Origin of the sequence: Escherichia sp. WS568 (genome assembly GCF_046486085.1) — a bacterium.
Classification (GTDB): domain Bacteria; phylum Pseudomonadota; class Gammaproteobacteria; order Enterobacterales; family Enterobacteriaceae; genus Escherichia; species Escherichia coli.
In genome coordinates this window covers 282113-306508 of sequence record NZ_JBJQMC010000003.1, presented here as the reverse complement: position 1 = coordinate 306508, position 24396 = coordinate 282113, and the positions used below count along the sequence as shown (strand labels likewise).

The window sequence follows — 24396 nt, the reverse complement described above, 5'->3', positions numbered from 1 at the left end:
AAAGTCAGCGCATTCCACCGTACGCCAGCGTCACTTCCTTCGCCGCTTTAATCACCATCGCGCCAAACTCGGTCACGCGGTCATCGGTAATACGTGAAATCGGTCCGGAAATAGAAATTGCGGCAAACGGTTCACGGTGCTCATCGAAAATACACGCTGCAAGGCAACGTAGCCCCAGCGCATGTTCCTCATCGTCAAATGAATAACCCCGTTTGCGCGTTTGGGCGAGATCTTCTTTTAAATGCACAGGAGACACTAGCGTTGCGTGGGTATAGGCATGTAACCCTTTGCGGTGCAGCAGCTTCGTCACCTGTTCTTCGCTCAGTTGGGCTAAAAAGGCTTTACCCGCACCGGAAGCGTGCATAGGTAATTTACCGCCGATAGGCGCGGACATTCGCATCAGGTGGGTACACTGTACCTGGTCGATAATAATCGCTTCATGATCGCTTTGATCAAGCACCGCCATATTGACCGTTTCGCCAGACTCTTCCATTAGATTGCGCAGGATAGGGTGAACAATTGCTAACAAATTACGGCTCTGGAGAAAGCTGCTGCCGACCATAAAGGCATGTGCGCCGATTGCCCAGTGTCCCAGTTCGCCAACCTGACGCACGAAACCCTGCTGTTGCATCGTGGTTAGCAGGCGGTGGGTCGTGGAATTGGGTAACCCGGCTTGTTGCGCCAGCTCCGTGAGTGCCACACTGCCATTGGATTCGGCAATCCACTCCAGTAATTTCAGGCCACGCGTTAAAGACTGAACCTGTCCAGTCGCTGGTGCGGTGGCAACGGCGGGTTTTCTGCCGCGTTTCGCGGGAATGGGTGCGACCATGACAGTCTCCTTTTTCTGCATCGTGGAAATCATTTTCATTTTTATTGTTAGCTAATGCAATAGTTGCTGAACTGATCCGATGAGTTAATGTTGAACAAATCTCATGTTGCGTGGTGGTCGCTTTTACCACAGATGCGTTTATGCCAGTATGGTTTGTTGAATTTTTATTAAATCTGGGTTGAGCGTGTCGGGAGCAAGTGTGAGCAGCAAAGTGGAACAACTGCGTGCGCAGTTAAATGAACGTATTCTGGTGCTGGACGGCGGTATGGGCACCATGATCCAGAGCTATCGACTGAACGAAGCCGATTTTCGTGGTGAACGCTTTGCCGACTGGCCATGCGACCTCAAAGGCAACAACGACCTGCTGGTACTCAGTAAACCGGAAGTGATCGCCGCTATCCACAACGCCTACTTTGAAGCGGGCGCGGATATCATCGAAACCAACACCTTCAACTCCACGACCATTGCGATGGCGGATTACCAGATGGAATCCCTGTCGGCGGAAATCAACTTTGCGGCGGCGAAACTGGCGCGAGCTTGTGCTGACGAGTGGACCGCGCGCACGCCAGAGAAACCGCGCTACGTTGCCGGTGTTCTCGGCCCGACCAACCGCACGGCGTCTATTTCTCCGGACGTCAACGATCCGGCATTTCGTAATATCACTTTTGACGGGCTGGTGGCGGCTTATCGAGAGTCCACCAAAGCGCTGGTGGAAGGTGGCGCGGATCTGATCCTGATTGAAACCGTTTTCGACACCCTTAACGCCAAAGCGGCGGTCTTTGCGGTGAAAACGGAGTTTGAAGCGCTGGGCGTTGAGCTGCCGATTATGATCTCCGGCACCATCACCGACGCCTCCGGGCGCACGCTCTCCGGGCAGACCACCGAAGCGTTTTATAACTCTCTTCGCCACGCCGAAGCGCTGACTTTCGGCCTTAACTGTGCGCTGGGGCCAGACGAACTGCGCCAGTACGTGCAGGAGCTGTCACGGATTGCGGAATGCTACGTCACCGCGCACCCAAACGCCGGGCTACCCAACGCCTTTGGTGAGTACGATCTCGACGCCGACACGATGGCAAAACAGATACGTGAATGGGCGCAAGCGGGCTTTCTCAATATCGTCGGCGGCTGCTGTGGCACCACGCCACAACATATTGCAGCGATGAGTCGTGCAGTAGAAGGATTAGCGCCGCGCAAACTGCCGGAAATCCCCGTAGCCTGCCGTTTGTCCGGCCTGGAGCCGCTGAACATTGGCGAAGATAGCCTGTTTGTGAACGTGGGGGAACGCACCAACGTCACCGGTTCCGCTAAGTTCAAGCGCCTGATCAAAGAAGAGAAATACAGCGAGGCGCTGGATGTGGCGCGTCAGCAGGTGGAAAACGGTGCGCAGATTATCGATATCAACATGGATGAAGGGATGCTCGACGCCGAAGCGGCGATGGTGCGTTTTCTCAATCTGATTGCCGGTGAACCGGATATCGCTCGCGTGCCGATTATGATCGACTCCTCAAAATGGGATGTCATTGAAAAAGGTCTGAAGTGTATCCAGGGCAAAGGCATTGTTAACTCTATTTCGATGAAAGAAGGCGTCGACGCTTTTATCCATCACGCGAAATTGTTGCGTCGTTACGGTGCGGCAGTCGTGGTAATGGCTTTTGACGAACAGGGCCAGGCCGATACCCGCGCACGGAAAATCGAGATTTGCCGTCGGGCGTACAAAATCCTCACCGAAGAGGTTGGCTTCCCGGCTGAAGATATCATCTTCGACCCGAACATCTTCGCGGTCGCAACTGGCATTGAAGAGCACAACAATTACGCGCAGGACTTTATCGGCGCGTGTGAAGACATCAAACGTGAACTGCCGCACGCACTGATTTCCGGCGGCGTTTCTAACGTTTCTTTCTCATTCCGTGGCAACGATCCGGTGCGCGAAGCCATTCACGCGGTGTTCCTCTACTACGCTATTCGCAATGGCATGGATATGGGGATCGTCAACGCCGGGCAGCTGGCGATTTACGACGACCTACCCGCTGAACTGCGCGACGCGGTGGAGGATGTGATCCTCAACCGTCGCGACGATGGCACCGAGCGTTTACTCGAGCTTGCCGAGAAATATCGCGGCAGCAAAACCGACGACACCGCTAACACCCAGCAGGCAGAGTGGCGTTCGTGGGAAGTGAATAAACGTCTGGAATACTCGCTGGTCAAAGGCATTACCGAGTTTATCGAGCAGGATACCGAAGAAGCCCGCCAGCAGGCTACGCGTCCGATTGAAGTGATTGAAGGCCCGTTGATGGACGGCATGAACGTGGTCGGCGACCTGTTTGGCGAGGGCAAAATGTTCCTGCCGCAGGTGGTGAAATCGGCGCGCGTCATGAAACAGGCGGTGGCGTATCTCGAGCCGTTCATTGAAGCCTGCAAAGAGCAGGGTAAAACCAACGGCAAGATGGTGATCGCCACAGTGAAGGGCGATGTCCACGACATCGGTAAAAATATCGTTGGCGTGGTGCTGCAATGTAACAACTACGAAATTGTCGATCTCGGCGTGATGGTGCCTGCGGAAAAAATTCTCCGTACCGCTAAAGAAGTGAATGCTGATTTGATTGGCCTTTCGGGGCTGATCACGCCGTCGCTGGACGAGATGGTTAACGTGGCGAAAGAGATGGAGCGTCAGGGCTTCACCATTCCGCTATTGATTGGCGGCGCGACCACCTCAAAAGCGCACACGGCGGTGAAAATTGAGCAGAACTACAGCGGCCCGACGGTGTATGTGCAGAACGCTTCACGCACCGTTGGTGTGGTGGCGGCGTTGCTTTCCGACACTCAGCGCGATGATTTCGTTGCTCGTACCCGCAAGGAGTACGAAACCGTGCGTATTCAGCACGGACGAAAGAAACCACGCACACCACCGGTCACGCTGGAAGCGGCGCGTGATAACGACTTCGCTTTTGACTGGCAGGCTTACACGCCGCCGGTGGCGCACCGTCTCGGTGTGCAGGAAGTCGAAGCCAGCATCGAAACGCTGCGTAATTACATCGACTGGACGCCGTTCTTTATGACCTGGTCGCTGGCCGGGAAGTATCCGCGCATTCTGGAAGATGAAGTGGTAGGTGTTGAGGCGCAGCGGCTGTTTAAAGACGCCAACGACATGCTGGATAAATTAAGCGCCGAAAAAATGCTGAACCCGCGTGGCGTGGTGGGCCTGTTCCCGGCAAACCGTGTGGGCGATGACATTGAAATCTACCGTGACGAAACGCGTACCCATGTGATCAACGTCAGCCACCATCTGCGCCAACAGACCGAAAAAACCGGCTTCGCTAACTACTGTCTCGCTGACTTCGTTGCGCCGAAGCTTTCTGGTAAAGCAGATTACATCGGCGCATTTGCCGTGACTGGCGGGCTGGAAGAGGACGCACTGGCTGATGCCTTTGAAGCGCAGCACGATGATTACAACAAAATCATGGTGAAAGCCCTTGCAGACCGTCTGGCGGAAGCCTTTGCGGAGTATCTCCATGAGCGTGTGCGTAAAGTCTACTGGGGCTATGCGCCGAACGAGAACCTCAGCAACGAAGAACTGATCCGCGAAAACTACCAGGGCATCCGTCCGGCACCGGGCTATCCGGCCTGCCCGGAACATACGGAAAAAGCCACCATCTGGGAGCTGCTGGAAGTGGAAAAACACACTGGCATGAAACTCACAGAATCTTTCGCCATGTGGCCCGGTGCATCGGTTTCGGGTTGGTATTTCAGCCACCCGGACAGCAAGTACTACGCGGTGGCGCAAATTCAGCGCGATCAGGTTGAAGACTATGCCCGCCGTAAAGGTATGAGCGTCTCAGATGTTGAGCGCTGGCTGGCACCGAATCTGGGGTATGACGCGGACTGATTCACAAATCTGTCACTTTTCCTTACAACAAACAGGGCGCTCAATGAGTGCCCTGTCTCTTTATTAATATGAAACACTTATACTGGAAACAGGCTGGAATAATCTTAGCCGGAAAAACGAAGGTCAAAAGGCACAGTAAAGATGCCAGTCAGCGTGTTTCCGGTCCTTTGGTCATTCAATTGCTTCAGGAACATATAACGATAAGGAGAACCTGAACTCGTGTTAACGCTGCTTCACCTGCTTTCTGCCGTCGCCCTGCTGGTCTGGGGGACTCATATTGTTCGAACAGGCGTAATGCGCGTCTTCGGCGCGCGTCTGCGTACTGTTCTTAGCCGAAGCGTCGAAAAGAAGCCGCTCGCCTTTTGCGCGGGGATAGGCGTTACCGCACTGGTGCAGAGCAGTAATGCCACCACCATGCTGGTGACCTCGTTTGTCGCTCAGGATCTGGTAGCCCTCGCACCGGCTCTGGTGATTGTGCTGGGTGCAGATGTCGGGACGGCGCTAATGGCGCGTATTCTCACCTTCGACTTATCCTGGCTGTCACCGTTACTTATTTTTATCGGCGTGATTTTTTTCCTCGGACGCAAACAGTCACGCGCCGGGCAACTGGGCCGCGTCGGTATTGGTCTTGGGCTGATTTTGCTGGCGCTGGAGTTGATTGTGCAGGCCGTAACGCCGATCACCCAGGCAAACGGCGTTCAGGTGATCTTTGCCTCGCTGACCGGCGATATTCTGCTGGATGCGCTGATTGGCGCGATGTTCGCCATTATCAGCTACTCCAGCCTTGCTGCTGTACTGCTGACCGCGACTCTGACCGCCGCAGGCATTATCTCCTTCCCCGTGGCGCTCTGTCTGGTGATTGGTGCTAACCTCGGTTCCGGTCTGCTGGCGATGCTCAACAACAGTGCCGCCAATGCCGCAGCCCGCCGTGTCGCGCTGGGTAGCCTGCTGTTTAAGCTGGTGGGTAGCCTGATTATCCTGCCGTTTGTCCATTTGCTGGCAGAGACAATGGGGAAGTTGCCACTGCCAAAAGCGGAACTGGTGATCTATTTCCACGTCTTCTACAACCTTGTACGCTGCCTGGTCATGCTGCCATTTGTTGACCCGATGGCACGGTTTTGCAAAACGATTATTCGCGATGAACCGGAACTGGATACCCAGCTACGACCCAAACATCTGGATGTCAGCGCGCTGGATACGCCCACGCTTGCTCTGGCGAACGCCGCGCGCGAAACCCTGCGCATTGGTGACGCGATGGAACAGATGATGGAAGGGCTGAATAAAGTGATGCACGGCGAGCCACGGCAGGAGAAAGAGCTGCGTAAGCTGGCAGATGATATCAACGTTCTCTATACCGCCATTAAGCTGTATCTGGCGCGGATGCCAAAAGAAGAGCTGGCGGAGGAAGAGTCGCGCCGCTGGGCGGAGATCATCGAAATGTCGCTCAACCTTGAACAGGCCTCCGATATCGTCGAGCGCATGGGGAGCGAAATTGCCGATAAATCGCTGGCAGCACGGCGGGCATTTTCGCTTGATGGCTTGAAGGAACTGGATGCGCTCTATGAGCAATTGCTCAGTAATTTAAAACTGGCAATGTCGGTTTTCTTCTCTGGCGATGTTACCAGCGCCCGTCGTTTGCGCCGCAGCAAGCATCGCTTTCGCATTCTTAATCGCCGTTATTCCCATGCTCACGTCGATCGCCTGCATCAGCAAAACGTGCAAAGCATTGAAACCAGTTCGCTACATTTAGGCTTACTGGGAGATATGCAGCGTCTGAACTCGCTGTTTTGTTCGGTGGCTTACAGTGTGCTGGAACAGCCGGATGAAGACGAAGGACGGGACGAGTATTAATACCGTGACCCTGTAGGCCTGATAAGACGCGTAAAGCGTCGCATCAGGCACGATGAACAAGATGCCGGATCATGCATCCGGCAATTCATTTAAAAACGGTGACCCGCTTCCAGCGGAACCGCTTCTTCACCAGCCTTAAACACATAAGTGGTGTTCGGGCCACCCAGCGTAGCGTGACCTTTACTCACCGTGATCCAGTTACCTTCCGGTAGACCAATAATTGTGAGTTCTGGCGCGACGACCAGCAGTTCGCGAATACGCTGCTCACGCGTTTCACCTTTATGGCCTTCCGGCAGCGCGTTGGTGAAGTGCGGGTTGATTTGCAACGGGAACAGATTCAGCGCATCGAAACCTTGCGGATCGACAATCGGCATATCGTTGGTGGTACGAATGGTTGGGCAAGCAAGGTTAGCGCCTGCGCTCCAGCCAATATACAGCGCGCCACGTTTAACCACGTCAGTAATTGGTGCCAGCAGCCCGCGCTCGCGGCACTGTTTCAGCAACTGGAAAGTATTCCCGCCGCCGACAATCACGATCTCAGCATTTTCAATCGCGGCAACGGGATCGACAACGCTATGAATACCGGTGACAGAAACACCCAGCGGAGCGAGAACCGCAGCCGTTTTCGCTGTGTAATCATCCCAGGTCTGCGTTACGCCAGCGAAAGGAATAAATACCGCTGAACGGCGACCCTGCAACTGTTCAGCAATCAGCGGCAGCGCATGTTCCAGCCAGGCTTTACCCGGCAGCGTCGAGTTACTCAATAAAAGCAGTTCCATTACTTCTCCGGTTAGTAAGAAATCACGGGAGCCATGCTACCACTGTGATTTTAACCGCTTACTGACATGGCTCACGATGTTGCGCATTGCTTCTGGCGTGGCAAACAAGGCGCTGATGTTTCTTATCCTTCTCGTGCAAATTGTGCCGCCTCAGCAATCAGTTGCGCATCAGGCCGTACGCCGGTATACATTGCGAACTGCTCGACGGCCTGTAAAGCAATCACCTCCGCACCGCTAATCGTCTGCTTATCAAGCCGTTGCGCCAGGCGAATGAGCGGCGTTTCCGGCGGCAAGGCCACGACATCAAAAACGACGCTTGCCGTTGAGACCATCGCTTCGCTGAAGGCCAGCTCATGGCTCTCTTTACCGCCGCTCATGCCAACGGGCGTCACGTTGACCAGAATGTCGCAGGCGATGCCTTCCGGCTGCGGTTGCCACTGAAACCCATACTGCTTCGCCAGCGCCGGGCCGCTCTCGCGGTTGCGGGCGGCAATGATAACATCCGTAAACCCCGCGTCGCGAAAGGCGGCAATCACCGCTTTGCCCATGCCGCCACTGCCGCGAATCATCACTCGCGTGGTGGTATTGAGCTGGTGGTGGGTAATCAGGCTTTTCACCGCGATATAGTCGGTGTTAAACCCGGTCAGCCTGCCGTCGTCATTCACGATGGTATTCACGGAATCAATGACCTTCGCCGACGGATCGATCGCGTCGAGAAAAGGCATGCAGCTTTCTTTAAACGGCATCGACACAGCGCAACCGCGAATACCCAACGCGCGAATCCCTTTCACCGCCGCTGCAATATCCTGGGTGGTGAACGCTTTATAGATGAAATTCAGCCCCAGCTTTTCATAAAGATAATTGTGAAAACGCGTGCCGAAGTTACCGGGGCGGCCGGCCAGCGACATGCAGAGTTGAGTATCGCGATTAATCATGGGAAATCGCCTCTGCATGGGCGAGCAGGTACTGCTCCGCCTCGCCGGACCAGACTCCCTGATGACGCGCCAGAATCGCCGCCAGTTCTTCATCCTGAATCTGCGTGAGTGATGTCAGCGGCAGATATTTCCCGGTATACACCAGTTTTTTCCCGCCGCCGACGGCAGGCAATTCAAGCGTGGTTTCGCCCGCGGCATTCAGCCCAAGAATATGTGTTACCACTTTTGCGGCCTGCACTTTTTTCTCTTCGATCAGTTTGACCGCCGCGCGCATGTCGTCGGTATTGCCGCCTGACGTGCCCACGTAGTGGGTAAATGCATAATGCACATCGTAGAAATTAATTGGCGCGCTGAAATGTTTATCCTGCGGTCCGGCGAAGAAATTCAGGCAACCATCTGTCGCCAGCAAGGAAGAGGCGAGAGTCACCAGTCCTTCATTAGGCACAAAGACGAAAATATCATCGAAGCCGTGACCGCCACTCAGCGCCATTAACGTATCAAATGCTGCATCGGTGGCATTGAGATAATGAATCAGTGTTTGCGGTTCTGATGGATAGTGCTTGCGCGCATAACTCAATTTGTCGTTGTCGGTATCGGTAATAACGAGCAGCGACGGGTTAACGGGTCCATGCAGCGCATAATCAATCGCCAACAGTCCCATTGGTCCGGTGCCGCCGAGGATCAGCGTGCGCCCTTGCGGGCGAATCCCCATCGTGTGGTTATAACTACCTTCCTGAAGATGATAGTTGGCGTTGAACGCGCCAATCACGCAGGAAAGCGGTTCAACCAGCGAGCCTTCAAAATAGGTTTCGCCGTCGTATGCCAGCAGGCAATCTTGTTCCATGACCTCGTTGGGAATAACCACATGCGTCGCTTCGCCGCCTACCCACGGGAAGGAGTAGCCGGGGCAGTCCGGGCGGTCGGGGAGTTGCAGGTTGGCCTGAATCACATAACGCTGACCCGGCTGGAATTTGTGCTGCCACTTTTTACCCACGGCCAGAATATCGCCGCAAAATTCGTGGCCGATGATGATGGGATTGGTCGCCACATCGTCGGGTACTTTTTTATGGTTTTCCCCCAGATTGGCCTCTTTCCAGGAAGAGAGGCACAGGCTGTCAGTGACCACCGTCGCGAGGATTTCATCCTCCTGCATTTCAGGAAGGTCAAAGGTTTCCAGACGCAGGTCACGTTTGCCATAAAGACGCAGAGCTGTTGTTTTCATAAACCACCTCATGTTGAGCGATGACCCCGGCAGTCGTGCCGGGGCGAAGAATCAGGACAGGAAGCCCAGCGCATTACCGATAATCCCTAAACCAAACAGGGCGAAAATCAGCCATACCGGGTTAATTTTTTTGTTGAGCAGACGTACCATCAGCAGCGTCAAACCGAGCGCCAGCAATCCAGGGCAAAGCTGGTCGAGAATGTTCTGTACGGTCATAGTGACGGTGGCACCATCGGCGGCAGGCGTTTGTGAAACCACTAACGGCACGTTGATCGATGTCCATTTGGTCACCAGTACGCCCATTACAAACAGCCCGAGAATCGACGCGCCTTCGGTCAGTTTTTGCAGCAAATTACCGCCCATATCGCTGACGATATTCACCCCTTTACGAAAGCCCAGTTGCAGCCCATACCATTTCATTGCCAGACGTACTGCATTGAAAATAAAGAAGAACAGCAGGGGGCCGAGAATGTTGCCCGAAAGTGCCAGAGATGCGCCGAGCGCGGCGGTAATCGGGCGCAGCGTTCCCCAGACCAGTGGATCGCCAACACCTGCCAACGGTCCCATCAGGCCGACTTTGATGCCGTTAATGGTACCGTCATCAATTTCCGCGCCGTTGGCTCGCGCCTCTTCCATGGCGGCAGTGACGCCGATGACCGGGCCACATACGGCTGGCGTGGTATTGAAGAACACTAGGTGTCGCCTGAGCGCCGCAACCTGATCCTCTTTTAATGGGTAAAGTCGTTTGATGGCGGGGATCATGTCGTAGCAAAAACCCAGCCCGTGAATACGTTCAAAGTTAAAGGATGCCTGTTGCAGGTTGGAGCGCAGAAACATGCTCACCAGATCGCTGCGTGTAATTTTTCTCTGTTCCATGATGGCTCCGTTAATCATCAAGTTGGTCAAGGGCGGTGATAGTGGTGGTCTGGGGATGTGGTTCAGCTTTACGCCACTGTGGATTTAACTGGATGTAGAGCAGGGCCATGATCACGCCGACGCCACCGAACGCCAGCAGACTGAGATCGAGGTAGCCACCTGCGAGGAAACCGAGGAAAAAGAAAGGCATCAAATATTTCACGCCCATCATGCGAAGCACCATGGCGTAACCGACCACCACGATAAAACCGCCAGCAATCTGCAGTCCACGGGTCACAAATTCGGGAATGGCGCTCAGCATATTGCTCACCATATCGGCGCTGACGAACAGCGAGACAATCAGTGCCGGAATAGCAACGCGCAGCGCCTGCACGCCAAGCGCGGAGACATGCAGAATATCGAGAGTGCGAAACCGCGCCTCTTCTGCTGCTTTATCCGCCGCGTGCTGGAACACTACTGTGATGGTACGGGCAAACACCGTCAGCACCTGGCCTGCCGCAGCCACAGGCAACGCGATGGCGATTCCGGTGGCGATGCTTTGCTGACCAACGATAACCAGAATGGCGGAGATTATGCTGGCGAGTGCAGAATCCGGAGATTGCGCCGCGCCGACGTTCATCCAGCCGAGAGCTATCAATTCCAGCGTACCACCGAGCATAATTCCGGTTTTTAAATCACCGAGAATTAAACCAATCACCGTACAGGCAATTAACGGACGATGAGTCTGAAATTCATCCAGCACGCTGCCCATTCCGGCAATACAGGAAAAAAGAAATATAGCAATAATTTGTAGGGTACTTATTTCCATGATTTGTCACCTTTTAAGTGTCGTCATCCCTGCCTGTTAAAGCATATGTACACAGGCGCTATTATTTAATTTGCGATTAACTGTTCGTTTATTTTGTCGATAATATTGATTGAGGGATCTGACGCTACGACGCGTAAATCCAGTATGACGCCAAGATTATTTAACTCATGAAATGCGTTAATATCATCGTCATCTAATGAAACTGCTTTGGTTAACTGTTTCTTACCAGGACGCCAGGCCATACCGCCAATATTCAGGGTACCTATTTTTACCCCCTGGCGAACCATTGCTAAGGCATCTTGTGGGCGAGTGAAAAGATAAAAAACGGTTTCGTCCTGATATTGCGGGTTGTGATAAACCGCGACGGCTTTTTCAATATTGACCACGTTAACCTTCATTCCCGGTGGCGCAGCCTGACGCAATAATGTCCGGCGAACTTCATCGTTATAAACTTCGTCATTGCAGATAATAATGCGTTGGGCGTTAGCCACCTTAGACCAGACGGTAGTGACCTGGCCGTGGATCAGGCGGTCATCAATGCGGGCGAGCGTAATGTTCATCAGAAATCCTCCTCCGCTGTTGCCACCTGTCTCCAGACGACGCAGATTTGCTTTGCGATTTGCGTCAGGTGTTCACACAGTTCATCAATATTCATGCTGTCCTGGTTATCAACCAGTTCGAGCGCCAGCGGCAGAGAAAGGCCGCTGATTACCCGCAGACGAGGATTGCGCATCGCAAGCATCGCTGCCGCATTCCACGGGCTGCCGCACTGTAAATCCACGGCGATTAGCCACTCGTCATGATTGTGAATGCTCACTAACTTCTCCAGCTTTGCCACAATGTCTCCGGCGTTCTCGCCGGGCACAAATTCAACGGCCTCGACCCTGGCATCGCCGTACACCATCTGAACCGATTCCAGCATGGCGCAGGCTAATTTGCCGTGGGCGCAAAAAATGGCATTGACCATAAAGCCTCCTTAGCCGCGCGTTTTGCCGCCCGCAATGTTAGTGGTTACTCCGGTGATATAGCTGGCGCGTTCAGACAGCAGATAACAAACAAAATCAGCCACTTCTGCTAATCTTCCGGCGCGCCCAATAGGAATGGCGTTTTTGGTATAGCCTTCACGCAGCTGCTCGACGGTGATATTGCGCGTCCACGCCAGCGCTTCTTCATATTCCGGCGTACGCAGTCCTGTTTTTTCCAGAATCCCCGGCGCGATACCGACCACACGGATACCGTGCTTACCCAGCTCTTTCGACCAGGAGCGCGTGAAGCTATTGAGCGCGGCTTTGGTCGCGGCGTAACAGCTTTGGCCTTCTGAGCCTTCCAGCCCACTTTCTGAGGAAACATTCACAATCACGCCATCATGTTGTTTGACCATCTGTCGCGCCACCGCCTGCGACATCAGAAAAACGCCTTTCTGGTTGATATTGACCATTTTTTCGAATGCCGCTTCGTTGAGTTCATACTGCCCGGCAGGCGCTTTCTCATCGACCAGCAGACGCGGGAAATTGACCCCGGCGTTATTGACCAGACCGTCGATGCGACCAAAACGCTGGATAATTTCTGCTACCGTATGATTTACCTCTTTGGCGCTGGAAATATCGGTCGGCCAGAACTGATAACCTTTATGGTTTTCATATTGACCATCGCCACCGTGAATATCGACCATCTGTACATTCGCGCCTTGTGCTAATAATTCATCCACAATCGCCAGACCAATACCGGATGCGCCGCCGGTGACAATAATGATTTTATCCTGCAAATTTAACCACGTTTGCATAACAGACTCCTGATTTTAGATAATAGGGACCCGCCGTAATTTTTATTACGGTAAACATCGGGAAGATTTTTATTTCAGTAATAGTTCAGCTGTGCTGCTATTCGTTACCAGACAATTAATATATTTTCCACGCAGTGCACCAACAATTCCGCTGTATTTTTCTTCGCTCATGGCAATGCCAATGGAATACCGTGCCTGCTTTAATTTATTCATTTCGATAGAGAGTGTTTTTTCGCTCATATTCGTTTCAACCATTGCGCCGTGAATATCAAAAAAGCGCGAGCAAATATCGCCAGCAACCTGGCGGGCATTCAGGTCGTCACTCTCTTCACCACCATAAAACGCATGCCAGTTAGCGCCGTCGCGAATGGCCGGTGAGCCAATTCCCACCAGGGCGACATCCAGATTATCCCAGTAGGCAGAGATGGTTTTAAAGTGCTGAGACTGCATGATCCCATTACGAATTAATGGGTTATCCAGCAGAGCCGGAAAATCCGCGAGATGCGATTCCCCTTTCAGCTTCGCTGCCGCGCTGTAGGTTAATGTGTTTACGTGATAGCGGCTTTCGAGTTTACCGGACGGGCCGCCAATAATCGGCACGCAAATTAACTGCCGCGATTGCCCCGCCTGCGGCAAGTTTTCAACCAGTGCGCTCACCGCGCGGCCCCAGGAAAAACCGACAATATCGCCAGGTTCCAGCAAGCGATCCAGCAGTTGCGCGCCGTGTAACCCCATCATCGCCAGTTGAGTCTCTTCATCCTCATCATTTCCCGACACCACCACAACGTCTTTCAGGCCAAACTTTTGCTTCAGTTGCTGCTCCAGCCAGAGATTTTCGTTGTAGTCATAGTTGATGGCGATGGTGACAATTCCCTGATCGCGGCCTCGTTTAAGCAAGCGGCTGATGGTGGTGCGGTAAATACCCAGTTCGCGCGCGATTTGCGCCTGCGTCATATCCTGTTCGTAATAGAGTTGGGCAATCTTCACAATCAAACGGATATCGTCACTGTTTTCCATTGCCGCCTCCTGGTTCTGCACATTTGTGCAAATACGCTTTCTCACCGCTTGATCTGATATAACCCCATCATGATGGCCTTTCAAAGCGATTTTTCACTCTTTGCATGGGGAGAAATAGCGCTTTCTCTTGCACATTTGTTTCTCTGCGTAGTAGTCATCAGCACAGGTGTGCAGCGATTCGTAATATGTTGATTATCCTTATTTTGCCAGGCGAATTTGCATCGTACTTCCGGAGACACTTTTGTGATAAAAGGCGTGGCAGATCACATTTAATTTCGACGTTGCCGCATAACCCTGTTTTTCCCCGCTAAGAGGTACGGTATATTCCGCGTTTTACAGGAGAATTTATGCTGCCCGACTCATCAGTCCGTTTAAATAAATACATCAGCGAAAGCGGAATTTGCTCACGCCGCGAAGCGGATCGCTATATCGAGCAAGGCAATGTGTTCCTTAATGGCAAGCGAGCCACCATTGGCGATCAGGTGAAACCCGGCGACGTTGTGAAAGTAAACGGTCAGTTGATTGAGCCTCGGGAAGCCGAAGATTTGGTACTTATCGCCCTGAACAAGCCCGTCGGTATTGTCAGCACCACCGAAGATGGCGAGCGCGATAACATTGTCGATTTCGTTAACCACAGCAAACGCGTGTTCCCGATTGGCCGCCTGGATAAAGATTCCCAGGGGCTGATTTTCCTCACCAATCACGGCGATCTGGTGAATAAGATCCTCCGTGCGGGTAACGATCATGAGAAAGAGTATCTGGTGACGGTTGATAAACCGATTACCGATGAATTTATTCGTGGTATGGGGGCGGGAGTACCGATCCTCGGGACGGTGACGAAAAAGTGCAAAGTCAAAAAAGAAGCGCCGTTTGTCTTCCGCATTACCCTGGTGCAGGGGCTGAACCGTCAGATCCGTCGCATGTGCGAGCACTTTGGTTACGAAGTGAAAAAGCTGGAACGTACGCGCATTATGAACGTCAGTTTAAGCGGCATTCCGCTGGGTGAGTGGCGCGATTTAACCGACGATGAGTTAATCGACCTCTTTAAGCTCATCGAAAATTCCTCTTCCGAGGCAAAACCTAAAGCGAAGGCCAAGCCGAAAACGGTAGGCATCAAACGTCCAGTCGTCAAGATGGAAAAAACGGCGGAAAAAGGCGGTCGCCCGGCGTCCAACGGTAAGCGTTTTACCTCGCCGGGGCGAAAAAAGAAGGGACGTTAATCAGCGCCTGCCGCGCGTCGACGTATTTGCTGACCAGCTAAATGACGCCTCAGGATCCGGTTTATAAGCCTGCTTTTTCTTTAACTGGCGGGCTTTTTTCGCTTCAGCCTCACGCTCGACCATTAATTTATCGATGTACTCTTTCTTAATGCTGTTGGTTTCGGAGTTGGTCAGTACGCGACCATGCGCAATCCGCGCCCGATCCAGCAGTGTTTTAAGTTCACGCTGCTCGCGTTCAGTCATCTCTTTTTGGGTAATACGGGGGAGTGCCATGATGGTGCCCTCAGTGAGCCAGAGAGTTCAGTGTACGGGAATTCGTTTGCGAGCAGAACTGATAATATTCATTTTGCCTTCTCTTAACTATTTATCTCTTTCGATAATTAATTAGAGATGCAGATAAAAAAATTAAAGGCAATTATTCTCCGATAAAGACGTTGGTTAACAGAGTACAGGCTCGTTTATTGATAAGCATAGTGACAGGAAAATCAATACGGCCCGAAATATAGCTTCCAGGCCATACAGTATTTACTCAAATAAATTAAAATGCAGCTTCTGCACCACCTGCTCGGCATCTTCGCCGGGCACCAGGAAGCACAGGTTATGGCTGGATGCGCCGTAACAAATCATGCGAATGTTGAACGGTTCCAGTACGCCGAATACCTCTTTGCCAACGCCGCAGGCTTTTGACAGGTCATTGCCAATCAACGCGACCAGCGCCAGCCCCTCTTCCACTTCCACCCGGCACAGTGCGGAAAGCTCCATCAGCAGGGATTGCGTCAGCAACGTATCGCCAGTGGAGGTTGAACCGGTGGTATCAAGGGTTAATGCCACGCTCACTTCTGACGTGGTGATTAAGTCTACCGAAATATTATGCCGCGCGAGGATGCCGAAAACTTCCGCGAGGAAACCGCGAGAATGCAGCATATTCAGGCTGTGCAAAGTGAGCAGAGTCTGATTGCGACGAAGCGCCAGCGCGCGGAACAGCGGCGGATTTTCAGTTTTATTGCACACCAGCGTACCACCTGCGCGTGGGTCTTTGCTGGAGCCGACAAAGACCGGGATATCGCTGCGTACTGCGGGTAGCAACGTTGCCGGATGCAGTACTTTTGCACCAAAAGTTGCCATCTCTGCCGCTTCGGCAAACGCGATTTCATCAATGCGTTTTGCTGCGGAAACCACGCGTGGATCGGTGGTGTAGATGCCCGGGACGTCGGTCCAGATATCAACACGAGATGCGTGTAAAGCCTCCGCCAGCAAGGCTGCCGTATAATCGCTGCCTCCACGGCCAAGCGTCGTTGTCCGACCTTTATTTTCGCTACCGATAAATCCCTGGGTGATCACTAAGCCTTCATTGAGGCGTGGGAGCAGCTGCAGCGCGGCCAGTTCCGCCAGCGCGGCTACATCTGGCTCTGCACGACCAAATCGGTCGTTGGTACGCATCACTTTACGTACATCAAACCACTGTGCCTGAACATCGCGTTCGCGCAGGATTTCGACAAACAGCAGGGTCGACATCAGCTCGCCGTGGCTGACCAGTTCATCTGTCAGGGCCGGAGACGTTGCCAGCGCCGCCGCTTCTGCCAGAACAGTAATATTCTCCAGCAGACGTTCAATCTCTTCACGGATAACGTTCGGGTAACGCAGACGTTCCAGAATGGCAAACTGGATATTGCGGATTGCGTCGAGTTTTTCGAATCGCTCGCCAGGTTCCAGTCCTTCAGCTAAAGCGACCAGCAGATTAGTGATACCAGCAGAAGCCGAGAGGACAACTAAACGTACGTTGGCATCAGAAAGCACAATATCAGCGCTGCGGTTCATGGCGTCAAAATCAGCTACGCTGGTACCGCCAAATTTGGAGACAACAATTTCAGACATAACTACCTCGTGTCAGGGGATCCATTTTCAGCCTTGGCACAAGGGAAGAGCGGAAGACGGGTGGGCGCAGAGCGATACTTCGCTACTATTTTCACCCAGAAGTGCTCCACCACTTGCGAAACGCCCGACTGCGAACGCTTCTGGTGACAACCCAGGGGATTCAGCCCCTGTAGCCGATGATGAACGTGGCCAGCCGTTCAATCACCTCGGCGATGCACCCCCTCAGGTGTTATCACAGGACTGGCTCCTCCAACACCGTTACTTGGGCAACGCGCCTCTTCTGGCCTGCGCTAGCGCAGGTAGTACATTTATAAATAAAGGGTGAGCGGGGCGGTTGTCAACGATGGGGTCATGCGGATTTTTCATCCACTCCTGGCGGTCAGTAGTTCAGCTAATAAATGCTTCACTGCGCTAAGGGTTTACACTCAACATTACGCTAACGGCACTAAAACCATCACATTTTTCTGTGACTGGCGCTACAATCTTCCAAAGTCACAATTCTCAAAATCAGAAGAGTATTGCTAATGAAAAACATCAATCCAACGCAGACCGCTGCCTGGCAGGCACTACAGAAACACTTCGATGAAATGAAAGACGTTACGATCGCCGATCTTTTTGCTAAAGACGGCGATCGTTTTTCTAAGTTCTCCGTAACCTTCGACGATCAGATGCTGGTGGATTACTCCAAAAACCGCATCACTGAAGAGACGCTGGCGAAATTACAAGATCTGGCGAAAGAGTGCGATCTGGCGGGCGCGATTAAGTCGATGTTCTCTGGCGAGAAGATCAACCGCACTGAAAACCGCGCCGTACTGCACGTAGCGCTGCGTAACCGTAGCAATACCCCGATTCTGGTTGATGGCAAAGATGTTATGCCGGAAGTCAACGCGGTGCTGGAGAAGATGAAAACCTTCTCGGAAGCGATTATTTCCGGTGAGTGGAAAGGCTATACCGGCAAAGCAATCACTGACGTAGTGAACATCGGGATCGGTGGTTCTGACCTCGGCCCGTACATGGTGACCGAAGCACTGCGTCCGTACAAAAACCACCTGAACATGCACTTTGTTTCTAACGTCGATGGGACTCACATCGCGGAAGTGCTGAAAAAAGTAAACCCGGAAACCACGCTGTTCCTGGTAGCATCTAAAACCTTCACCACTCAGGAAACCATGACCAACGCCCATAGCGCGCGTGACTGGTTCCTGAAAGCGGCAGGTGATGAGAAACACGTTGCGAAACACTTTGCGGCGCTTTCCACCAATGCCAAAGCCGTTGGCGAGTTTGGTATTGATACTGCCAACATGTTCGAATTCTGGGACTGGGTCGGCGGTCGTTACTCTTTGTGGTCAGCGATTGGCCTGTCGATTGTTCTCTCCATCGGCTTTGATAACTTCGTTGAACTGCTTTCTGGCGCACACGCGATGGACAAGCATTTCTCCACCACGCCTGCCGAGAAAAACCTGCCTGTCTTGCTGGCGCTGATTGGCATCTGGTACAACAATTTCTTTGGTGCGGAAACTGAAGCGATTCTGCCGTATGACCAGTATATGCACCGTTTCGCGGCGTACTTCCAGCAGGGCAATATGGAGTCCAACGGTAAGTATGTTGACCGTAACGGTAACGTTGTGGATTACCAGACTGGCCCGATTATCTGGGGTGAACCAGGTACTAACGGTCAGCACGCGTTCTACCAGCTGATCCACCAGGGAACCAAAATGGTACCGTGCGATTTCATCGCTCCGGCTATCACCCATAACCCGCTCTCTGATCATCACCAGAAACTGCTGTCTAACTTCTTCGCTCAGACCGAAGCGCTGGCGTTTGGTAAATCCCGCGAAGTGGTTGAGCAGGAATATCGCGATCAGGGTAAAGATCCGGCAACGCTTGACTACGTGGTGCCGTTCAAAGTGTTCGAAGGTAACCGCCCGACCAACTCCATCCTGCTGCGTGAAATCACTCCGTTCAGCCTGGGTGCGTTGATTGCGCTGTATGAGCACAAAATCTTTACTCAGGGCGTGATCCTGAACATCTTCACCTTCGACCAGTGGGGCGTGGAGCTGGGTAAACAACTGGCGAACCGTATTCTGCCAGAGCTGAAAGATGACAAAGAAATCAGCAGCCACGATAGCTCGACCAATGGTCTGATTAACCGCTATAAAGCGTGGCGCGGTTAATTAAATAACCCTAATAAAAATGCCGACGTTATGTCGGCATTTTTTATCAGATAAATCCCCTTGTCTGTGATTTAACGGAAATCATACCGTGAGGTTAATCCTAAAATAGATTTTTAATCGTGATTGATTTCGGAAAATACGCAGATTAATTACTTTTATTTTTATTTTAAGCTTATGATTTTTAGTGTTATTTATATATAATCTGAAGCTTATATTTGATATTCATTCCAATTATCCTAAAACCCCATCACTAATTACCCGCGCCGTAATTCGCATGCTTTAGTTGTGTATACTCGATCCCGCCCGAAATGTTTTTGGGTAAATCTCCATTCATTCAATGAAGGGAAATTGTTATGAAAAAAGTTCTGTATGGCATTTTTGCCATATCTGCGCTTGCGGCGACTTCTGCGTGGGCTGCACCTGTACAGGTGGGCGAAGCGGCAGGGTCGGCAGCAACGTCGGTTTCGGCGGGGAGTTCCTCCGCGACCAGCGTCAGCACCGTAAGCTCGGCGGTGGGTGTCGCGCTCGCGGCAACCGGTGGCGGTGATGGTTCTAATACCGGGACCACCACAACCACGACCACCAGTACCCAGTAATAAAGTATGTATCCCCAAAATAATTCGAGTCATCGCATCTGTGGCTTGAAGTATGAAGGGATTTACCATAACCACACTCCGGTGTGGTTATTCTGCCCCTCTGGAGAAGAGTCGTGAAGCGACCTGCACTCATTCTTATCTGCCTGCTATTACAGGCCTGTTCAGCCACGACTAAAGAGCTGGGCAATTCACTGTGGGACAGTCTGTTCGGTACGCCAGGCGTACAACTGACGGACGATGATATTCAAAATATGCCCTACGCCAGCCAGTACATGCAGCTTAATGGCGGGCCGCAGTTATTTGTGGTGCTGGCCTTCGCTGAAGACGGACAACAAAAATGGGTCACTCAGGATCAGGCCACCCTTGTCACACAACATGGTCGTCTGGTGAAGACTTTGCTTGGCGGCGACAACCTGATTGAAGTGAATAACCTTGCTGCCGACCCGCTGATTAAACCCGCACAAATTGTTGATGGTGCAACCTGGACGCGCACGATGGGCTGGACCGAGTACCAGCAGGTACGCTACGCCACCGCACGCTCAGTCTTCAAATGGGATGGCACCGATACCGTCAAGGTCGGCAGCGATGAAACCCCGGTTCGCATGCTGGACGAAGAAGTCTCCACCGACCAGGCGCGCTGGCATAACCGCTACTGGATCGACAGCGAAGGGCAAATTCGCCAGTCGGAACAGTATCTCGGCGCGGATTATTTCCCGGTGAAAACCACCCTCATCAAGGCGGCAAAACAATGATTAAACAAACTATTGTCGCGTTGCTTTTGAGTGCGGGGGCGTCATCAGTCTTCGCGGCGGGAACCGTCAAGGTGTTCAGCAATGGCAGCAGTGAGGCTAAAACGCTGACGGGCGCAGAGCATTTAATCGATCTGGTAGGCCAACCGCAGCTGGCAAACAGCTGGTGGCCTGGTGCGGTGATTAGCGAAGAGCTGGCCACGGCGGCAGCATTGCGTCAGCAGCAGGCGTTGCTGACACGGCTGGCAGAACTGGCTGCAGATTCCAGCGCCGACGATGCCGCCGCAATTAACGCCTTACGCCAGCAAATTCAGGCGTTGAAAGTGACGGGCAGGCAAAAAATCAATCTTGATCCTGATATCGTCCGCGTTGCCGAACGCGGTAACCCGCCGTTGCAGGGCAACTACACGCTGTGGGTCGGACCACCGCCGTCCACGGTCACGTTATTCGGGCTTATAAGCCGTCCTGGCAAGCAGCCATTCACTCCAGGTCGCGACGTGGCGAGCTATCTCTCCGGGCAGAACCTGCTTAGCGGTGCGGATCGCAGCTACGCGTGGGTGGTTTACCCGGACGGACGCACGCAAAAAGCGCCGGTGGCTTACTGGAACAAGCGTCACGTAGAGCCGATGCCCGGCAGCATTATTTATGTTGGCCTCGCGGACTCCGTCTGGAGTGAGACGTCTGATGCCCTTAACGCCGACATTCTTCAGACTCTGACGCAGCGGATACCTCAATAATGAAAAAAAGACATCTGCTTAGCTTACTGGCGCTGGGCATTAGCACAGCTTGCTACGGCGAAACATATCCTGCGCCCATTGGTCCGTCGCAGTCGGATTTCGGTGGCGTAGGATTATTACAAACGCCCACCGCGCGCATGGCGCGGGAAGGGGAGTTGAGCCTGAACTATCGCGATAACGATCAGTACCGTTATTACTCAGCTTCAGTGCAACTCTTCCCGTGGCTGGAAACAACGCTGCGCTACACCGACGTGCGCACCCGGCAGTACAGCAGCGTCGAAGCGTTCTCTGGTGATCAAACGTATAAAGATAAAGCCTTCGATCTCAAACTGCGTTTGTGGGAAGAGAGTTATTGGCTGCCGCAAGTGGCGGTTGGTGCGCGGGATATCGGCGGTACGGGGCTGTTTGATGCGGAATATCTTGTCGCCAGCAAAGCCTGGGGGCCGTTCGATTTTACGCTCGGCCTGGGCTGGGGATATCTGGGCACCAGCGGTAATGTGAAAAATCCGCTCTGTTCAGCCAGTGATAAATATTGCTATCGCGATAACAGCTATAAACAGGCGGGATCTATCGACGGTAGCCAGATGTTCCACGGCCCGGCCTCACTGTTTGGCGGCGTGGAATACCAGACGCCCTGGCAACCGCTGCGCCTGAAACTGGAGTATGAAGGCAATAATTATCAGCAGGATTTTGCCGGGAAGCTGGAGCAAAAAAGTAAGTTTAACGTCGGGGCGATTTATCGCGTTACCGATTGGGCCGACGTTAACCTTAGCTATGAACGTGGCAACACCTTTATGTTTGGCGTCACGCTGCGCACCAACTTTAACGATCTGCGTCCTTCGTATAACGATAACGCCCGCCCGCAATATCAACCGCAGCCACAGGATGCCATTTTGCAGCATTCGGTGGTGGCGAATCAGTTAACGCTGTTGAAATACAACGCCGGACTGGCCGATCCGCAGATCCAGGCGAAAGGCGATACGCTGTATGTTACCGGCGAGCAGGTGAAATATCGTGATTCGCGCGAAGGGATCATCCGTGCTAATCGGATCGTGATGAACGATCTGCCGGATGGGATCAAAACGATCCGCATTACGGAAAATCGCCTTAACATGCCGCAGGTGACGACGGAAACCGATGTCGCCAGCCTGAAAAATCATCTCGCCGGAGAGCCGTTGGGCCACGAAACGAAGCTGGCGCAAAAACGCGTCGAGCCAGTGGTTCCGAAGTCCACCGAGCAGGGCTGGTATATTGACAAATCACGCTTTGATTTCCATATCGATCCGGTGCTGAACCAGTCGGTCGGTGGCCCGGAAAACTTTTACATGTATCAGCTGGGCGTGATGGGAACGGCGGATTTGTGGCTGACGGAGCATCTGCTCACCACCGGCAGCCTGTTTGCTAACCTTGCCAACAACTACGACAAGTTTAACTACACCAATCCACCGCAGGACTCGCACTTACCGCGCGTTCGTACCCATGTGCGCGAGTATGTGCAGAATGATGTCTATGTGAATAACCTGCAAGCCAACTACTTCCAGCATCTGGGCAACGGCTTCTACGGTCAGGTCTACGGAGGTTATCTCGAAACCATGTTTGGCGGCGTGGGGGCTGAAGTGTTGTATCGCCCGCTGGACAGCAACTGGGCGTTTGGTCTGGATGCCAACTACGTTAAACAGCGCGACTGGCGTAGCGCAAAAGATATGATGAAATTCACCGATTACAGCGTGAAAACCGGACATCTGACCGCCTACTGGACGCCATCTTTCGCTCAGGATGTGTTAGTGAAAGCCAGCATCGGGCAGTATCTGGCAGGGGATAAAGGCGGCACGCTGGAGATCGCCAAACGCTTTGATAGCGGCGTGGTGGTGGGTGGCTATGCCACGATCACCAATGTTTCGAAAGAGGAGTACGGCGAAGGGGACTTCACCAAAGGCGTATATGTCTCTGTACCGCTGGATCTCTTCTCGTCTGGCCCAACACGCAGTCGTGCGGCAATTGGCTGGACGCCGCTGACGCGTGACGGTGGTCAGCAACTTGGGCGTAAGTTCCAGTTGTATGACATGACCAGCGACCGTAGCGTCAATTTCCGCTAAGTCATGGGAAAGGTGCCAGTTTTCGCACTCACTGGCACCTTTATTCTTAATGGCCTGTCGAGCCATCAGGAACGCAGTTCACCCCCGGTTTGCGATCTGGTGTGTAAAGGCGAAAACATTCTGTCTTCCTGTCCGTCGATATTGGTTGCAGGTCTGGTTGCCTGAGCGACTGGGCCATCATTGGGCTGGAGACATTGCTTTGCGGTAGGTCGGCTTTATCAGCAGTACCGAGCGGACCGGCATAAGCAGGAAGAACAGAGACTGATAACATCAAAGCAGCAAAATAAGGCTTCATTTTTACCACCTTTATCAGGTTACGTTTCATTTGTTCCAGAGGAACATTGTCGATTTTTCGCGCATTGCTGGTGGCTGGGAATCACCTGAATGGGTGATTTTTTTGGGCTGTGTGTTTTGCCAGATGCGACGTTGATGGGAGATGCCCACTTAATTGAGCTGAACAAAACATACACAAAAAATATAGATCTCCGTCACATTTTTGCGTTATACAGGAAGCTCGCCACTGTGAAGGAGGTACTGCTATGACGTCACTCTCTCGTCCGCGCGTGGAGTTTATCTCCACCATTTTGCAGACCGTACTCAATCTTGGCCTGCTGTGCCTCGGCCTTATTTTGGTTGTCTTCCTCGGCAAAGAAACGGTGCATCTGGCTGATGTGCTGTTCGCGCCAGAACAAACCAGCAAATATGAGCTGGTAGAAGGGCTGGTGGTTTACTTTCTCTATTTCGAATTTATCGCGCTGATTGTGAAGTACTTTCAGTCCGGTTTTCACTTCCCGCTACGTTACTTTGTCTATATTGGGATCACCGCCATTGTGCGCTTGATCATCGTCGATCATAAATCGCCACTGGATGTGTTGATCTACTCGGCAGCGATCCTGTTACTGGTGATCACCCTGTGGCTGTGTAATTCGAAACGGCTGAAGCGGGAGTAAAAAAAGGCGCTCCGTG

Annotated in this window: 22 protein-coding genes and 1 riboswitch; of the genes, 9 read left to right on the top strand and 13 right to left on the bottom strand. The window is 52.7% G+C overall.

All coding sequences use genetic code 11. The features are described from left to right. Positions 1 to 4 precede the first annotated feature (4 nt). Complete coding sequence (iclR, locus tag ACJHWR_RS05615; protein WP_000226403.1) at positions 5 to 829, bottom strand: glyoxylate bypass operon transcriptional repressor IclR; 825 nt, start codon at positions 827 to 829, stop codon at positions 5 to 7. Positions 830 to 1028: 199 nt separating this feature from the next. Between iclR and metH the strand changes: the two genes are divergently transcribed. Next, entirely contained in the window at positions 1029 to 4712 is a 3684-nt protein-coding gene (gene metH / locus ACJHWR_RS05610) for a methionine synthase (RefSeq protein WP_000096003.1), read from the top strand. A gap of 219 nt (positions 4713 to 4931) precedes the next feature. Then, a complete protein-coding gene (locus tag ACJHWR_RS05605) occupies positions 4932 to 6563 on the top strand; it encodes a Na/Pi cotransporter family protein (protein ID WP_000956822.1) in 1632 nt (543 codons plus the stop codon). 89 nt (positions 6564 to 6652) lie between these two features. Here ACJHWR_RS05605 and pepE read toward each other — a convergent pair whose 3' ends face one another. The 9 genes from pepE to ACJHWR_RS05560 all read right to left on the bottom strand — a co-directional run bounded on the left by pepE (position 6653) and on the right by ACJHWR_RS05560 (position 13983). Next, positions 6653 to 7342: a dipeptidase PepE gene (pepE, locus tag ACJHWR_RS05600; protein WP_000421763.1), complete on the bottom strand. Its 690-nt coding sequence runs from the start codon at positions 7340 to 7342 to the stop codon at positions 6653 to 6655. 122 nt (positions 7343 to 7464) lie between these two features. After that, on the bottom strand, positions 7465 to 8277 hold the full coding sequence (locus ACJHWR_RS05595) for a shikimate 5-dehydrogenase (RefSeq protein WP_000610343.1): 813 nt from the start codon (positions 8275 to 8277) through the stop codon (positions 7465 to 7467). Beyond that, entirely contained in the window at positions 8270 to 9499 is a 1230-nt protein-coding gene (gene sorE / locus ACJHWR_RS05590; protein ID WP_000858564.1) for an L-sorbose 1-phosphate reductase, read from the bottom strand. Before sorE ends, ACJHWR_RS05595 begins: the two co-directional genes overlap by 8 nt. A 51-nt stretch (positions 9500 to 9550) precedes the next feature. Then, positions 9551 to 10375, bottom strand: coding sequence for a PTS system mannose/fructose/sorbose family transporter subunit IID (locus ACJHWR_RS05585; protein ID WP_000437897.1), 825 nt, complete (start codon positions 10373 to 10375; stop codon positions 9551 to 9553). 10 nt (positions 10376 to 10385) lie between these two features. Next, the gene (locus ACJHWR_RS05580; RefSeq protein ID WP_000406332.1) at positions 10386 to 11183 is read right to left on the bottom strand and encodes a PTS mannose/fructose/sorbose transporter subunit IIC; all 798 of its coding nucleotides are present in this window, start codon (positions 11181 to 11183) and stop codon (positions 10386 to 10388) included. Between the two features lie 65 nt (positions 11184 to 11248). Next, on the bottom strand, positions 11249 to 11743 hold the full coding sequence (locus tag ACJHWR_RS05575; protein WP_001027853.1) for a PTS system mannose/fructose/N-acetylgalactosamine-transporter subunit IIB: 495 nt from the start codon (positions 11741 to 11743) through the stop codon (positions 11249 to 11251). Then, positions 11743 to 12150, bottom strand: a complete 408-nt coding sequence (locus tag ACJHWR_RS05570; RefSeq protein WP_000245623.1) for a mannose/fructose/sorbose PTS transporter subunit IIA — start codon at positions 12148 to 12150, stop codon at positions 11743 to 11745. The genes ACJHWR_RS05575 and ACJHWR_RS05570 overlap by 1 nt, the downstream gene beginning before the upstream one ends. A gap of 9 nt (positions 12151 to 12159) precedes the next feature. Next, positions 12160 to 12966, bottom strand: coding sequence for an SDR family oxidoreductase (locus ACJHWR_RS05565; RefSeq protein ID WP_001195408.1), 807 nt, complete (start codon positions 12964 to 12966; stop codon positions 12160 to 12162). A gap of 69 nt (positions 12967 to 13035) precedes the next feature. Continuing rightward, complete coding sequence (locus ACJHWR_RS05560) at positions 13036 to 13983, bottom strand: sugar-binding transcriptional regulator (RefSeq protein WP_000431660.1); 948 nt, start codon at positions 13981 to 13983, stop codon at positions 13036 to 13038. 347 nt (positions 13984 to 14330) lie between these two features. On the opposite strand from ACJHWR_RS05560, the gene rluF reads away from it, so the two are divergent. Continuing rightward, the gene (gene rluF / locus ACJHWR_RS05555; RefSeq protein WP_000936365.1) at positions 14331 to 15203 is read left to right on the top strand and encodes a 23S rRNA pseudouridine(2604) synthase RluF; all 873 of its coding nucleotides are present in this window, start codon (positions 14331 to 14333) and stop codon (positions 15201 to 15203) included. Here rluF and ACJHWR_RS05550 read toward each other — a convergent pair whose 3' ends face one another. Next, the gene (locus tag ACJHWR_RS05550) at positions 15204 to 15476 is read right to left on the bottom strand and encodes a DUF3811 domain-containing protein (protein ID WP_001207638.1); all 273 of its coding nucleotides are present in this window, start codon (positions 15474 to 15476) and stop codon (positions 15204 to 15206) included. It abuts the gene before it with no gap. 252 nt (positions 15477 to 15728) lie between these two features. Continuing rightward, positions 15729 to 17078, bottom strand: coding sequence for a lysine-sensitive aspartokinase 3 (gene lysC, locus ACJHWR_RS05545; protein WP_001290321.1), 1350 nt, complete (start codon positions 17076 to 17078; stop codon positions 15729 to 15731). A 91-nt stretch (positions 17079 to 17169) separates the two neighbouring features. Then, positions 17170 to 17366: riboswitch (Lysine riboswitch) on the bottom strand. A 236-nt stretch (positions 17367 to 17602) separates the two neighbouring features. Here lysC and pgi point away from each other — a divergent pair. From pgi to ACJHWR_RS05520, 5 genes are all read left to right on the top strand, one after another. Continuing rightward, on the top strand, positions 17603 to 19252 hold the full coding sequence (gene pgi / locus ACJHWR_RS05540) for a glucose-6-phosphate isomerase (RefSeq protein WP_000790015.1): 1650 nt from the start codon (positions 17603 to 17605) through the stop codon (positions 19250 to 19252). Between the two features lie 353 nt (positions 19253 to 19605). Next, on the top strand, positions 19606 to 19848 hold the full coding sequence (yjbE, locus tag ACJHWR_RS05535; RefSeq protein WP_000757333.1) for an exopolysaccharide production protein YjbE: 243 nt from the start codon (positions 19606 to 19608) through the stop codon (positions 19846 to 19848). Between the two features lie 113 nt (positions 19849 to 19961). Continuing rightward, positions 19962 to 20600, top strand: coding sequence for a YjbF family lipoprotein (locus ACJHWR_RS05530; RefSeq protein WP_012311973.1), 639 nt, complete (start codon positions 19962 to 19964; stop codon positions 20598 to 20600). Continuing rightward, positions 20597 to 21334 (top strand): capsule biosynthesis GfcC family protein, encoded by a 738-nt coding sequence (locus ACJHWR_RS05525; RefSeq protein WP_000595545.1) that lies wholly within the window; start codon positions 20597 to 20599, stop codon positions 21332 to 21334. The genes ACJHWR_RS05530 and ACJHWR_RS05525 overlap by 4 nt, the downstream gene beginning before the upstream one ends. After that, complete coding sequence (locus ACJHWR_RS05520; RefSeq protein WP_000745769.1) at positions 21334 to 23430, top strand: YjbH domain-containing protein; 2097 nt, start codon at positions 21334 to 21336, stop codon at positions 23428 to 23430. Before ACJHWR_RS05525 ends, ACJHWR_RS05520 begins: the two co-directional genes overlap by 1 nt. A 46-nt stretch (positions 23431 to 23476) precedes the next feature. On the opposite strand, the gene ACJHWR_RS05515 is transcribed toward ACJHWR_RS05520, so the two are convergent. Next, positions 23477 to 23755, bottom strand: a complete 279-nt coding sequence (locus ACJHWR_RS05515; RefSeq protein ID WP_001295279.1) for a periplasmic protein — start codon at positions 23753 to 23755, stop codon at positions 23477 to 23479. Positions 23756 to 23969: 214 nt separating this feature from the next. Between ACJHWR_RS05515 and psiE the strand changes: the two genes are divergently transcribed. Beyond that, positions 23970 to 24380 carry a phosphate-starvation-inducible protein PsiE gene (psiE, locus tag ACJHWR_RS05510; RefSeq protein WP_000202902.1) on the top strand — a complete coding sequence of 137 codons (411 nt, stop codon included), beginning with the start codon at positions 23970 to 23972 and terminating at the stop codon, positions 24378 to 24380. The last annotated feature ends 16 nt before the right edge of the window (positions 24381 to 24396 follow it).